The following is a 13,510-nucleotide window of genomic DNA, read 5'->3' on the forward strand; positions in this document are numbered from 1 at the left end:
TAACTTGTGTCCTGGCTCGAGGTGGTCCCGAACGGTCTCCTTGTCTCTTGGCGCAGGATTTTTCGTAACCAACCGGAGGAGAATGTCCATGAACATCAAGATGTCTCTGATCATGACACTGGCTAGCATATTGCTGGCAAGCGCTTCATCCAGTTTGGCTGCGGGAACCGCGATAAAGGAGGTGCTCGACAATGGTGCCCAGCAGCTCACCGCGGACGAAATTGCCGAACAATTCGTTGGCAAGACAGGAACCTGGTTATCCCCATCCGGGGACAGAAAGATGGCAATTCACTACGGTGAGGACAACGACCTCCAGGGCGAGCAGATCGGCGGCGACTGGAGCGCCACAGGCTATTACGGGATCACAGATAACGACAGCATCTGCGTGTCCTGGGATGGCCGCGACGAAGGGCGGCTGCGCTGCCTCGACGTGCTGGTCGTGGATGGAGTGGTAACGAAGTTCAACGCTGACGGCAGCCTGAACGGTACCTACGAGGGCTTTGAGGACGGCAATACCCTCTGAACACTCCTTCTTTTCCTTCCTTCCTTTTCAATTATTGCCAGGTTGTCGCAAGACAGCCTGGCCTCTTGTGGTGCACCCGGCCGCCGTTGCCTCGTCACTCAACCACGCTACCGCCATGGGGGGCGTGACGCCTGGTGCCGTCGTCCCCGGCAGCTGCCCCTGCACCGCCTGACAGCGACGGGAACGCAGGGTGCGGATACGCGCTCTCACATAGATCAGCCTAATCAAACTTCCTGGCTTTGCGTAGGCGTAGGCAAGTCGTGAGCGGTGGGCCACACCCTCTCCGTCAACGTAGTTGTCACCTAAACGGATTGAGAGGTGATCGACGTGCGTTACCCCGCAGAGCGTAAGGAAGCCATCCTCAAGAAGATGGCACCGTCCATGAGCATGACCATCAATGACAGCACCATCCAGCACTTCCGGGACTGCTTGCGGGGACGACTCGTCCTGCCGGCACAGGAGGGCTATGACGAGGCTCGACGGGTGTTCAACGGCCTGATCGACCGACGCCCGGCCATGATCGTGCGGTGTGCCGGGGTGGTCGAGGTGATCGCGTCCGTCAACTTCGCGCGGGAGGCGGCGCTGCCGAAGGAGCTCGGCGGCTTGGTCACGCGGGACTCGGGGGAGTGGGGGAGGGGGCATCGGCCAGCAAGGTGGCGGCAAAGGTGGCTCCACCGGCGCCGTCATCGGGCAGTAGTCGCAGGTCTCCACCCATGGCCTCCATCAGCGAGAGGCTGATGGCCAGGCCCATCCCCAGCCCCTCGGGACGGCCCGAGTGGAAGGGGGCGAAGACCAACTCGCGGGCGGCTGCCGGCACCCCGGGGCCGTGGTCGCTGACCGTGAGGACGACCTCCCGCGGGCCCGTGCGCCGGGCATCGATTGTCACCTGGTCGGCGTCGGGTCGGCGGCGGCTCGCCTCCAGGGCGTTGAGCAGCAGGTTGACCAGCACCTGCTCCAGGGCCACCGGGTCTACGAGTACCCGCGGCAGGGCGCCCTGCAACTCATGCTCCAGCGCCACGCCGGCCTGCTGGTACTGCCACTCGCAGAGCCGGCAGGCGGCGTCGACCACCTCGCGCAGCGCCACCGGCCGGGGGCGCGTCTGCCCCTTGCGGACGAAGCCACGGATATGGCGCAGCCTTTCCCCGAGACGCGTCACCTGCTCCTGGATTCGCTCCAGCGGCAGGCGCAACGCCTCGGCCGGCTGGCCGGCGTCGAGCTTGAGCAGGGCGCCGCTGGCGTAGTTGGCGATGGTGCCCAGCGGCTGGTTCAGCTCGTGGGCGATGTTGGAGGCGAGCTCACCGGTGGTGGCCAGGCGGTTGGCGTGGGCGATCTGCTCCTGATGGCGGCGCTGATGGGCCTCGGCGGCCTTGCGTAGGCCGATGTCGCGGTTGAGCAGCGAGAGATGGTCGGGCTCGGCACCGGGCGCCGAGTGGGCCATCACCACGCTGAGCACCGGCACGGCCCCGTGCGGGCCGCGCATCTCGAGCTCGCCGCTCCAGGAGCCGTAGCGCGTCACGGCGGGCAGCACGACCTCGCGCAGCACCGCCAGGGCGTCCGGCGTGTAGGCCTGATCAAGGGGTGCCGCGCTGTCCTCCCGAAAGCGTCGTGACGGACGCGAGAGCAGCCGGCGAGCGGCCTCGTTGGAATAGAAAATGCATTCGTGGCCATCGACGAACAGCACATAGTCGGTGGTCGATTCCACGACCCGAGCCAGGCGCTCGCGGTGGGCCTCGACGTGGATGCGCCGACTCACGTCCCGGGAGACACAGAGGATGTCGATCAGCTCGCCGGTGGCCGGGTCGCGGCGGGTGCGGCTGGTGGTCTCGAACCAGACATAGTGGCCATCCCTGGCCCGGAAGCGGTAGGTCTGCTGGTAGAAGCCGTCGTGGTAGTAGACCCGCGGCGACTTGTTGAGCAGGTCACTGAGGTCCGCGGGATGGAAGAGGTCGTAGGCACAGACGCCGATCAGCGCTTCGGGTTCGTAGCCGAGCAGGTCCCGGGCCGCCTGGGAGGCGTAGAGGAAGGTGCCGTCCCGGGCGTGGCGGGAGATCAGGTCGGTGGTGCTGTCGGCGAGCCAGCGATAGTGGGTCTTGTCGGCCTCGAGGGCCACGTTGCGTGCTTCCAGCTCGGCGACGCGTGCCCGCAGTTGCCGTAGCTCGCCCATCGCCGCCTCCTCCGTCATCAGCGTGCGGGGTCCACCAGGCCGCCCAGGGAGGCGTTGCGCCGGAACCAGCCGGCGATGCTGGCCCGCGGCCGGCGGGTGGGCAGCACCTCGTGGGGCACGCTATCGGAGAGGAAGCAGGCGAAGGTGCCGGCCTCGGGGCGTACCCGGGCCAGCTCGCGCTCGGGATCAATGGCGTCGAAGATCACCATCTCGCCGCCGGCATCGGCCGGCCAGTCGGGATTGAGGTAACCCACCGTGGAGACCACCCGGTTGGCACGTCCGCGGAAGCTGTCGAGATGTCGCCGGTAGAAGGCGCCGGGTGGATAGTGGGCGAAGTGCGCCTCGTATTCGAAGAGGCCCAGGAACAGCGCCCGGTTGAGCTCCTGCTGCAGCTCGCCCATGGCCTCCAGGTAGCGGCGCCGGGCCCGGCTCTCGCGGTCCAGCCAGCGGATGGCATCGCCGCGGATGTCCCGGCGCAGGGCGTGGGCCTGGCCGCGCCCGATGCCGGCGTCCTCGAGGGCCTCGTGGTCGGCCATGGTGGTCACTTCCTGGTAGAGCTCGGCGCACAGCTCGGCGGGGATGAAGGCCTCGCCGACGAACCAACCCTGGGCCACCAGGGCGTCGACCAGCCTGGCCAGCCGTTCGCGGGGCAGGACGGTGGTGGAGAGGTGGGTGGCCGTCGTCATGGGCTGGAGACCCGGCGCTCGGGGCGGAAGAGGAGTTCGCCCGGCGGCCGCTCGAAGAGGTTGATCGGCATGGCGAAGCCCTCGGCGAGCAGTTCCACCAGCATCATCGCGGAGAGTCCCCAGATCACCTGGCCATCGGCGCGGTAGCTGGGCACGTAGTAGTCGCGGCCGTCCACCCGGATCACGTCGGTGTGGGTGCGCTGGTCCTCGAGGAAGTGCGAGAGCGGCACCTCGAAGATGGCATCGAGCTCGTTCAGGTCGGGCGTGAGCGGGAGGTCGGGCGGGATCAGTCCTACCCAGGGAGTGACGCGCAGGCCATGCAGCGAGACCACGTCCGACAGCCGGCCGAGCAGCTCCACGCGCTCCGGCGGCAGGGCGATCTCCTCCAGGGACTCGCGCAGCGCAGTGGCCAGCAGGTCGGCGTCGTGCGGTTCACGCTTGCCGCCGGGGAAGGCCACCTGGCCGCTGTGGGTGTTGAGATGGTCGGCGCGGCGGGTGAACAGCAGGGTCGGCTCGGGGCGGTCGACGATGGGCAGCAGCACCGCGGCCTCGGGCAGGCGCAGGCCGACCCGGAGTGGCCGGTGTGCTTGCAGGCGTTCGCGAAGGTTCTCTAACATGGGGTTTCCATCGGGTTTGATTCCTTCTACTCGGCCGCCGTGAGCGGCGTCAAGCCCTGACCGGGTGGCCGTCATGCCGCCCGCCAGCCTGCCAGGGAGCGCCATGAACTTCTGCAGTCACTGTGGCCATACCGTGCGCTTCGCGATTCCCGACGGGGACGACCGGCCGCGCTACTTCTGCGACGAATGCGGCACCATCCACTACCAGAACCCGCGCATCGTCGCCGGCACCCTGCCGGTGAGCGGCAGCCGGGTGCTGCTGTGCCGCCGCGCCATTCCTCCGCGCAAGGGCTACTGGACCCTGCCGGCGGGCTACATGGAGAACGCCGAGACCACTGTCGAGGCGGCCGCCCGCGAGACCCGCGAAGAGGCCTGTGCCGAGGTCGAGATCCACGGTCTCTATACCCTGATCAACCTGCCGCACATCGACCAGGTCTACATGATCTTCCGCGCCGATCTCGCAGGCGACTTCGAGGCGGGGCCCGAGAGCCTCGAGGTGGCGCTGTTCGAGGAGCACGAGATCCCCTGGGACGCGCTCGCCTTCCCCACCATCGAGCGCACGCTGCGCCACTTCTACGACGACCGGCGGGAGGCCGCCTTCCCGCTGCATGTCAGCGACATCACCGCCGAGGATCGCGAGCGCTACTTTGGTAGTGCCTGACGGGGGCAGTGCCTGAACGCTCAGTCCCGGTCGATGGTGAAGGGCGACCATGTCTGGCGCGTCGGCATCACCTCCAGCCGGTTGATGTTGATGTGCTCCGGCAGCGTCGCCACGTGGAAGATCTGTTCGGCGATGTCCTCGGCCTGCAGTGGCGTGGTGCCGCTGTAGAGGGCATCCGAGGCGGCCTGGTCGCCCTTGGTGCGCACCAGGGTGAACTCGGTCTCGGCCATTCCCGGCGAGATGTCGGTGACCCTGACGCCGGTGCCCTTGAGGTCGCAGCGCAGGTTGTAGCCGAACTGCTCGACGAAGGCCTTGGTGGCGCCGTAGACGTGGCCTCCGGGGTAGGGCCAGCTGCCGGCCACCGAGCCGATGTTGATGATGCTTGCCCCGGCGCCGGTGGCGATCAGCCGCGGCAGCATGGCATGGGTGACGTTGACCAGCCCGGTGACGTTAGTGTCGATCATGGTATGCCAGTCGGCGAGGTCCACCTCCTGCGCCGGCTTGGGCGCCAGTGCCAGGCCCGCATTGTTGACCAGGCAGGTGACCTCGCGAAACCCGGCGGGCAGTGCCTCCACCGCCCGGGCCACCGCCTCGGCATCCCGCACGTCCAGTGTGAGGGTCAGCACCTCGACCTTGCCCTCGAGCTCCTGCTCGAGTGCCTCCAGGCGCTCGCTGCGCCGCCCGGTGAGAATCAGCGACCAGCCATCTGCGGCGAAGCGCCGGGCGGCGGCGCGGCCGAAGCCGGAAGTGGCACCGGTGATCATGGCGATGGGCATGGGGACTCCTCCTCGAAAAATGGTGTCTCGAACCCCGCATCATAGGCCGGGCGGCAAGGCGTCTCCAGTGGTTGGGCGTGACGGGGCCGAGGTGACGCCTGGCATCGGCCGACGCTCAAAGGCCCTCCAGCCGCCAGACGTCGAAGGCCGGCTCCTCGTAGGGATGGGCCGTCTTCAGGGCGGCCAGCGCCTCGCGGATCAGCGAATCCTCGCAGACCAGTTCCACCTTGAGCTCTTCTACCTGCTCCAGGTCGCCGATCCGGCCGATGTGCGGGTCGGCGCCTGCCAGCGGGCGGAACTGTCCGGTGCCCCGGGTCTGGAAGCAGCACGCCTCGTAGTCGCCGATGCGCCCGGCGCCGGTGGCGAAGACCGCTTCCTTGACGGCCTCGGCGTCCGCCACGGGCACGAAGAAGGCCAACTTGTACATGGTTGCGACTCCTCTCTGCATGAACCTTTTTCCGTTGTGCCATATCGCGTCGATGACGTCAGCCCCGTTGTCACCCGACTCTCGGGAAGAGGAGGCCGGCACTTGTCGCGGGGATGATGGGAAAAATAATACTTGTCCAATACCTATACAAAGACTAGATTCCGGATAGGTTGAGGTCGAAGACGGCCATCGACCTGAAGCCATGCAACCCACCGGCCGCGCCGCGTCCGGGGTCAGCCCAAGAGGAAGAGTGCCCCATGAAGACCTTCACCACTCCCGTTTCCCAGTTCATCGGCGCCGGCATACTGGGCCTGATGCTCGCCGGTAGCGTCCAGGCCGATAACCATGGCATGAAGAAGGACATCGTCGACACCGCGGCGGGTGCGGGCCAGTTCGAGACCCTGGTGGCCGCAGTCGAGGCGGCCGGCCTGGTCGAGACCCTCAAGGGCGAGGGCCCCTTCACGGTCTTCGCCCCGACCGACGAGGCCTTCGGCGCGCTGCCGGAAGGCACCGTGGAATCCCTGCTCGAGCCGGAGAACAAGGAGCAGTTGCAGGCGATCCTCACCTACCACGTGGTTCCCGGCAAGATCATGGCCGAGGACGCCATGGCCGCCGACAGCGCCACCACCGTGCAGGGCCAGGACATCACCATCACCACCATGGACGGCAGCGTGATGATCAATGATGCCACCGTCGTCCAGGCCGACATCGAGGCCAGCAATGGCGTCATCCACGTGATCGACAGCGTGCTGATGCCCGAGTGATTCCGGTTACCCGATCGGGGTCTGTCACCCTGCTCATTGCTTGAATGCCCCTTCTGGCCGCCCCCGGGCGGCCCTTTTTCTTCACCGTTTTGACACTACCGGCTGGACTGGCGACCCTCATGGCATCGAGTACAGGAGCCTTGCCCATGCCGATCGACAAGACCCTCGCCGCCCTGCTGTCGGATGCCGGGCTGACGCCGCGGGGCGAGCCGCAGCCCCTGGGGGGCGGCGATATCGCCGCGGTCTATCGCCTGGCGACCGACCAGGGCGAGGTGGTGGTCAAGCATGACGATCCCGAGCGGATGGCCGGCGAGGCCGATGGCCTGCGGGCGTTGCGTGAGGCCGGCAGCGGGTTGGTCGTGCCCGAGGTGCTGTCCGAGGCGGGGGGCTGGCTGGTGATGGAGGCATTGGCGTCGGGGCGCGCCCCCGGTGACGGGGCGAGTCTCGGCGAGGGACTGCGCCGGCTCCATGCGCTGACCGGCGAGACCCATGGCTGGCCGCGGGACAATGCCTGCGGGCGCACGCCTCAGCCCAATGCCCCGCTGCCCGACGGCCGCGCCTTCCAGCGTGATCGCCGTCTGCTGCCCCTGGTTGATGCCTGTCAGGCGCGAGGCCTGATGGATGGCCGGCTGCGCCAGCGTATCGAGGCGATCGCCCATGGGCTGGAGACCTGGCTGCCGGATGCCCCGGCCAGCCTGGTGCATGGCGATCTGTGGTCCGGCAACGTGCTCTTCACCCCGCAGGGACCGGCGATCATCGACCCGGCGGTCTATCGCCACTACCCGGAGGTGGACCTGGCCATGCTGACGCTGTTCGGCGCGCCAGGCGAGGCTTTCCTCGAGGCCTACTGGAACGGACGCGCCCCGGCCGAGTGGCCGAGGCGCGAGACGCTCTTTCAGCTCTACCCGCTGCTCAACCACCTGCTGCTGTTTGGCGGTGGCTATCGCGGCGCGGTCGAACGCGTGGTAGCGAGGCTCGAAGGCTACCAGGCCTTGTAGGGCAGGAACTTGCCGCTGAGCGTCAGCAGCACGCGGTCGCCCTTGGGGTCCTCGATCTTGTCGACCTCCATGGTGAAGTCGATGGCGCTCATGATGCCGTCGCCGAACTTCTCCTGGACCACGTCCTTGAGGGTCTCGCCATACACGCCGACCACCTCGTAGAGGCGATAGATGAAGGGGTCCTGGGGAATCGCCTCGTCCCATGCCTTGGTGGGAAAGGTCGTCAGGGCGTCGGCGACCTCCTTGTCGACGCCGAGCACGTCGGCGATCTTGTGGGCGACATCGTCGCTGGCGCTGTTCATGCCGTAGCAGGCGGAGGCGACCCACACCGGCGACATGCCCACGGCCTTGCCGATCTGTTCCCAGTTCATCTGCTTGCGGGCCTTGGCGGCGAGCAGGGTGTGGCGCATTTCGAGCTTATCCATGACGAGTCTCCTTGGGGGTGAAGCTGACGAGCTTGTCGTCGGTGGCGTCCTTGGTAGACGCGGTGGCAGGGGCGGTGGCGTCTTCGCTGGCGGGATTGACCGCTCGGGGGTAATGCAGCCCCTTGCGGTCCAGATCGGCGGGGTCCATTTCGGCCGAGCGGGTGACCAGAAAGTCCACCAGGTAGTTGCGGATCTTGTAGAAATGGGGGTGCTTGACGATCTCGGCGCGGTGGCGTGGTCGTGGCAAGTCGATTTCCACTGCCTCGGCCACGCGGGCTTCCGGGCCATTGGTCATCAGGAAGATGCGATCGGCGAGCAGGATCGCCTCGTCCACGTCGTGGGTGATCATGAACACCGTCTGGCGATCCCGGGTCCAGATCTTGATCAGCTCGTCCTGGATGACCCCGCGGGTGAGGGCGTCCAGGGCGCCGAAGGGTTCGTCGAGCAGCAACAGCTTGGGCTTGGTGGCGAAGGCCCGGGCGATGCTGACTCGCTGGCGCATGCCCCCGGAGAGCTGGGCGGGCTTGCGATCCACCACGTCCTTGAGCCCGACCATCTCCAGGTATTCGAGACTGTGCTCGGTGACCCTGGCTTGGTCCCAGTCCTTCCAGCGGGCGCGTACACCGAAGCGCACGTTCTCCAGGGCCGAGAGCCAGGGCAGCAGGCTGTAGTTCTGGAAGACCACGCCGCGCTCCAGGCCAGGCCCGTCGATCTCCTTGCCCTCCATGACCATGGCGCCGTCGCTGAAGCGATCGAGCCCGGCCAGGGAATTCATGATGGTCGACTTGCCACAGCCGGAGTGGCCGATGATGCAGACGAATTCGCCCTTTTTCAGCTGGAAGCTGACGTTCTCGAACACCGTCAGGTCGGGCTCACCCTTGGCGCCGGGAAAGCGCTTGGCGGCCTGCTGGACTTCCACGAAGGCGTGATTCATGACTGACTCCTCAAGGGATTATTCTTCATAGGTGACCAGGCGGGCGACGGCCGACAGCGACATGTCCAGCAGCATTCCTACGACACCGATCATCAGGATCGAGAAGATCACGCTGGTCAGGTCCAGGTTGTTCCACTCGTTCCAGACGTAGTAGCCGATGCCGGTGCCGCCCACTAGCATCTCGGCAGCGACGATCACCAGCCAGGCGATGCCGATGGAGATGCGCATGCCGGTGAGGATGGTGGGTGCCGCCGCTGGCAGGATGACCTTGAAGGCGGTCTTCATCGGTGACAGCTCATGGGTACGGGCCACATTGACCCAGTCCTCCCTGACCCCGGCCACCCCGAAGGCGGTATTGAGCAGCATCGGCCAGATCGAGCAGATGAAGATCACGAAGATCGCCGAGGCCTCGGAGTCCTGGATGATGAACAGCGCCAATGGCATCCAGGCCAGTGGCGAGATCGGACGCAGCACCTGGATATAGGGATTCAGCGCCTTGTACATCAGTGGCGACATGCCGATCAGGAACCCCAGGGGAATGGCGATCGCCGCGGCCAGCAGGTAGCCGGTGAGCACGCGATACAGGGAGTAGCCCAACTGGATGCCGATGCCCTTGTCATTGGGACCGGCGTCATAGAAGGGATTGGAAAGCTCCTCCCAGGCACGCACCAGGATCTCCGAGGGCGGCGGTACCTTGGCGGTCTCGTCGGCGCCGGCCATGAGCTTCTCGTACTCGCTCAGCTCGGCCCCGCCGCCGCCCAGGGTCGGCACCTGGTTGAGGCCCTCCCAGAGCCCCAGGCCGATGGCCAGGAGGACTACGGCCAGCACGCTGGCGCGCACGTTGAGGCTGAAGTTCCACTCGGTCGTCGTGCGATCCATGTCAGCCCCTCCGGATAGCGAAGCTCTCGATGTAGGCTTCGGGCTGGGTGTAGTCGAAGGTCTTGCCCATGATCTGGTAGTTGCGCGAGTTCTCCTCCGGCGCCTCGTAACCGAGTTCGCGCATCACCTCGCGGGCCTCGCTGGCGAGATAGACCTCCCGGGCGACCTGCTGGTAATCGACGTGCTCCTCTATGTAGCCCCAGCGCTTCATCTGGGTCAGGATCCATACCGCCATGGAGTGCCAGGGGAAGGGGTCGAAGTCGATGCGGTCGGGCACTCGCTGCACTCCGCCCAGGCCGTCGGCATAGGTGCCGGTCAGGACCTGTTCGATGACCGTAACCGGCTGGTTGAGGTAGTTGGTCGGGGCGATGGCTTCGGCGATCTCCGAGCGGTTCTCGGGGTTCGAGGAATATTGGGTGGCATCGATGATGGCGCGCAGCAGGGCCCCATAGGTATTGGGATTCTCCCGTGCGAACTGGGCGCTGGTGGCGAAGGCACAGCAGGGGTGTCCCTCCCAGATCTCCTTGGTCAGCAGGTGGATGAAGCCGATGCGCTCGTAGACGGCCCGCTGGTTGAAGGGATCCGGCGAGAGGAAGCCGTCGATGTTGCCGGCGCGCAGGTTGGCGACCATCTCGGGGGGCGGGATGACACGGATCTGGATGTCCTGATCGGGGTCGAGGCCGTGCTCGGCGACGTAGTAGCGCAGCAGGAAGTTGTGCATCGAGTACTCGAAGGGCACGCCGAAGATGAAGCCCTTCCACTGCTGGGGGTCGCGCTTGTCCTTGTGATCGTTGTGCAGCACGATCGCCTGGCCGTTGATGTTCTCCACCGCCGGCATGATGAAGGGCTCGGGGCTGGAGCCGGCGCCCAGGCTCATGGCCAGCGGCATCGGGGTCAGCATGTGGGCGGCGTCATACTCGCGGTTGAGCGACTTGTCGCGGGCCACCGCCCAGCCGGCGGTCTTGATCACCGAGACGTCCAGGCCATAGCGCTCATAGAAGCCCATGGGGTGGGCCATGATGATCGGCGTGGCGCAGGTGATGGGCACGAAGCCGACATTGAGCTGCGTCTTCTCCAGCGGCCCCATGCTTTCCTTGACGGCGGCCTTGACGGCATCCAGGGGGAAGAGGCTGGCCAGGGCCGCGGCGGCGGTGCCGCCACCCACCAGTTTCATGAACTGGCGGCGGTGCATGTCGCTGTGGCCGAACATGCCGCGCACCAGTGCGCTCTCCACCACGCGGTCCAGCATCGCCTCCTGGTCCTGCGGCGTGGGCCGCGGCTCGGCGGATGCCGCTTGCGGCGAATCGGCGTGATGGTGCGAAGGGGAGGTTGCCCGTGCCTCATCGGTGCACGCCTGGCAGTCGCAGTGCCGTCCATGGATCAGCGATTGGCGGTGGTCGAAGGGGTTACCCAGACTGTTGTGATCGTTGTTCATGGTCATGTCACGTCGCTCGTGCAGTGGAAGGAGACGCATGCGCCAGGCTGGTGCACGCCTGGCGCGGCTCATGTGTTCCCCCAGAAGACTGCGAAGCGCGTGCCATCACGCGGCGTGATGAAAAAAAATATTTCAAGCCAGTGGCTTGCAGTGTTCGGCAGAGGCTGCGCTTGTCCGGGCCGCTCGTGACGAGATCTCGCCAATCACGAGATCTCGTTGAAAGAATGACGATTCTTCGTCATTGGCCCGGCACTTGTATGTGAAGGGGCATCGCCTGCCGAGGAGCGCCGCATGCCCAATACCGCCGTCGCCGCACTGCCGCTGTCCCAACAGGTCGTTGCCCGGGCGCCCCAGGCGCTGGTGGTGATCGACCCCCTGGCCGACCGGCTGGTCTCGGCCAACGAGGCCGCCTGCCGCCTGCTGGGAGGCGTGGCCGGCGAGCTGGTCGAGCGCCCCTTCAGCCACTTCCTGGGGGCCTCCTTGCCGCTGTGGGTCTGCTTCACCGACGAGGCGCTGACCCGCTCGACGGCCTGGTCGGATGACCTGGTGATCCTCGACCTCAAGCGCCAGCCGCGCCATGTGGAGGTACAGGCCCGGGTCCTCGACGCGGGACTGCTGCTGACCCTGGTCGACCGCCAGAAGGCGGAGCAGCGGCGCGCCCGGGCCGAGCTTCACCGCCAGCACCGCCGCGGCCAGGTGGGGTGGGAGCGGGTCGAGCAGGTCTTCGAGCGTATCGAGCGCCAGAACCAGCTGATCCTCGGCGCGGCGGGCGAGGGTATCTACGGCCTGGACGCCGAGGGGCGTACCACCTTCGTCAACCCCGCCGCCGAGCGCATCCTCGGCTGGAGCAGCGAGGACATGGTCGGCCACGGTGCCCACCAGCTCTTTCACCACACCCAGGCCGACGGCAGCCACTTTCCGGTACAGCAGTGCCCGATTCATGCTTCGTTCAGCGATGGCCAGGTACACCGGGTCGACGACGAGGTGTTCTGGCACAAGAACGGCGAGGCGATCCCGGTGGAGTACACCAGCACGCCGATCTTCGAGATGGGGCGCCTGGTGGGCGCGGTGGTGCTGTTTCGCGATATCCGCGAACGCAAGCGGGCCGAACAGCAGCTGCGCGATGCGCTGGCCGAGGTGGAGTCGCTCAAGCGGCGGCTCGAGCTCGAGAACCAGTACCTGCAGGAGGAGATCAAGGCGGAGCTCAACCACCGGGAGATCGTCGGCGAGAGTGCCGCCGTGGCGCACCTGGTTCGGCAGATCGCGCTGGTCGCGCCCACCGATGCCAACGTGCTGATCAGCGGTGAATCGGGCACCGGCAAGGAGCTGATCGCCCGCGCCATCCATGCCGGCGGCACGCGCGGCGATCGTCCGCTGATCCGCGTCAACTGTGCGGCGATTCCCCGTGACCTGTTCGAGAGCGAGTTCTTCGGTCATGCGAAGGGCGCCTTCACCGGCGCGGTGAGCGACCGCCCCGGGCGCTTCGAACTGGCCGATGGCGGCACGCTGTTTCTTGACGAGGTGGGCGAGATCCCGCTGGAACTGCAGAGCAAGCTGCTGCGGGTACTGCAGGACCAGCAGTTCGAGCGCGTGGGCGAGAATCGCACCCGCGAGGTCGATGTGCGGGTGATCGCGGCCACCAACCGCGAGCTGCGCGAGATGGTCGCGGCGGGGGCGTTTCGCGAGGACCTCTACTTCCGACTCAATGTCTTTCCCATCGTCTCGGTGCCGCTGCGCGAAAGGACCGAGGACGTGCCCCTGCTGGCGCGGCACTTCCTGGTGCGCGCCTGCCAGAAGTTCAACAAGCCCGGTGTGCGTCTTCCACCCGCCCAGCTGGAGGTGCTCAAGCGCTATCCCTGGCCGGGCAACATTCGCGAGCTGGAGAACGTGATCGAGCGCCAGGTCATCGTTGCTCAGGGCCAGCGGCTGGTCTTCGACGACCTGCTGGCGACGGAGGCGGCGGCGGTGCCGGTCACGCATGACGGAGAGGGGGGCGGAGGGTCCCGCCCGTCGGAGGAGGAGGAAGCTGAGACATCTCTGCTCACCGAGCCTGAGCTGCTTCGCCGTCAGCGCGTCAGTGCGGAGGCGGCGCTGCGCGCCTGCGCGGGCAAGGTGTCGGGGCAGGGCGGTGCCGCCGAGCTGCTGGAGCTCAGGCCGACGACCCTGCGCTCGCGCCTCAAGGCGTGGCGGATCGACCCTCGCGACTACCGGACGTCCTGAG

At 66.8% G+C, this 13,510-nt stretch carries 14 protein-coding genes; 5 read left to right on the forward strand and 9 right to left on the reverse strand.

All coding sequences use genetic code 11. The features are described 5' to 3' along the window. Window positions 1-88 precede the first annotated feature (88 nt). On the forward strand, window positions 89-523 hold the full coding sequence (locus M8009_RS09740; RefSeq protein WP_250060648.1) for a hypothetical protein: 435 nt from the start codon (window positions 89-91) through the stop codon (window positions 521-523). A gap of 607 nt (window positions 524-1,130) precedes the next feature. Here M8009_RS09740 and M8009_RS09745 read toward each other — a convergent pair. Genes M8009_RS09745 through M8009_RS09755 form a run of 3 tightly spaced genes read right to left on the reverse strand, consistent with a single transcriptional unit; the run spans window position 1,131 to window position 3,990 of the window. Continuing rightward, window positions 1,131-2,687, reverse strand: a complete 1,557-nt coding sequence (locus tag M8009_RS09745; RefSeq protein ID WP_250060649.1) for a PAS domain-containing sensor histidine kinase — start codon at window positions 2,685-2,687, stop codon at window positions 1,131-1,133. 17 nt (window positions 2,688-2,704) lie between these two features. Then, the gene (locus tag M8009_RS09750; RefSeq protein ID WP_250060650.1) at window positions 2,705-3,373 is read right to left on the reverse strand and encodes a 2OG-Fe(II) oxygenase; all 669 of its coding nucleotides are present in this window, start codon (window positions 3,371-3,373) and stop codon (window positions 2,705-2,707) included. Then, complete coding sequence (locus M8009_RS09755) at window positions 3,370-3,990, reverse strand: CoA pyrophosphatase (protein ID WP_250060651.1); 621 nt, start codon at window positions 3,988-3,990, stop codon at window positions 3,370-3,372. The genes M8009_RS09750 and M8009_RS09755 overlap by 4 nt, the downstream gene beginning before the upstream one ends. Window positions 3,991-4,093: 103 nt before the next feature. Here M8009_RS09755 and M8009_RS09760 point away from each other — a divergent pair, with 103 nt between their 5' ends. Beyond that, window positions 4,094-4,651 carry an NUDIX hydrolase gene (locus M8009_RS09760; RefSeq protein ID WP_250060652.1) on the forward strand — a complete coding sequence of 186 codons (558 nt, stop codon included), beginning with the start codon at window positions 4,094-4,096 and terminating at the stop codon, window positions 4,649-4,651. Between the two features lie 20 nt (window positions 4,652-4,671). Here M8009_RS09760 and M8009_RS09765 read toward each other — a convergent pair whose 3' ends face one another. Together M8009_RS09765 and M8009_RS09770 are read right to left on the reverse strand one after the other, a co-directional pair. Next, window positions 4,672-5,427, reverse strand: a complete 756-nt coding sequence (locus M8009_RS09765; protein WP_250060653.1) for an SDR family NAD(P)-dependent oxidoreductase — start codon at window positions 5,425-5,427, stop codon at window positions 4,672-4,674. 115 nt (window positions 5,428-5,542) lie between these two features. After that, window positions 5,543-5,854, reverse strand: coding sequence for a YqfO family protein (locus M8009_RS09770; protein WP_250060654.1), 312 nt, complete (start codon window positions 5,852-5,854; stop codon window positions 5,543-5,545). Window positions 5,855-6,111: 257 nt separating this feature from the next. On the opposite strand from M8009_RS09770, the gene M8009_RS09775 reads away from it, so the two are divergent. Both M8009_RS09775 and M8009_RS09780 read left to right on the forward strand, forming a co-directional pair. Continuing rightward, window positions 6,112-6,618, forward strand: coding sequence for a fasciclin domain-containing protein (locus tag M8009_RS09775; protein ID WP_250060655.1), 507 nt, complete (start codon window positions 6,112-6,114; stop codon window positions 6,616-6,618). Between the two features lie 152 nt (window positions 6,619-6,770). Then, window positions 6,771-7,616: a fructosamine kinase family protein gene (locus M8009_RS09780; RefSeq protein WP_250061160.1), complete on the forward strand. Its 846-nt coding sequence runs from the start codon at window positions 6,771-6,773 to the stop codon at window positions 7,614-7,616. On the opposite strand, the gene cynS is transcribed toward M8009_RS09780, so the two are convergent. From cynS to M8009_RS09800, 4 genes are read right to left on the reverse strand one after another with little or no spacing between them, the layout of a single operon-like run. Further along, window positions 7,601-8,041, reverse strand: a complete 441-nt coding sequence (cynS, locus tag M8009_RS09785) for a cyanase (RefSeq protein WP_250060656.1) — start codon at window positions 8,039-8,041, stop codon at window positions 7,601-7,603. The two genes, M8009_RS09780 and cynS, sit on opposite strands and share 16 nt — an antisense overlap. Next, window positions 8,034-8,975: an ABC transporter ATP-binding protein gene (locus M8009_RS09790; RefSeq protein ID WP_250060657.1), complete on the reverse strand. Its 942-nt coding sequence runs from the start codon at window positions 8,973-8,975 to the stop codon at window positions 8,034-8,036. Before M8009_RS09790 ends, cynS begins: the two co-directional genes overlap by 8 nt. Before the next feature lie 18 nt (window positions 8,976-8,993). Continuing rightward, on the reverse strand, window positions 8,994-9,854 hold the full coding sequence (gene ntrB / locus M8009_RS09795) for a nitrate ABC transporter permease (protein WP_250060658.1): 861 nt from the start codon (window positions 9,852-9,854) through the stop codon (window positions 8,994-8,996). 1 nt (window position 9,855) lies between these two features. Next, window positions 9,856-11,295, reverse strand: coding sequence for a CmpA/NrtA family ABC transporter substrate-binding protein (locus M8009_RS09800; RefSeq protein WP_250060659.1), 1,440 nt, complete (start codon window positions 11,293-11,295; stop codon window positions 9,856-9,858). Between the two features lie 285 nt (window positions 11,296-11,580). On the opposite strand from M8009_RS09800, the gene M8009_RS09805 reads away from it, so the two are divergent. After that, window positions 11,581-13,509: a sigma 54-interacting transcriptional regulator gene (locus M8009_RS09805; protein ID WP_250060660.1), complete on the forward strand. Its 1,929-nt coding sequence runs from the start codon at window positions 11,581-11,583 to the stop codon at window positions 13,507-13,509. The last annotated feature ends 1 nt before the right edge of the window (window position 13,510 follow it).

It is taken from the genome of Halomonas gemina (assembly GCF_023554995.1).
Lineage (GTDB): Bacteria > Pseudomonadota > Gammaproteobacteria > Pseudomonadales > Halomonadaceae > Halomonas > Halomonas gemina.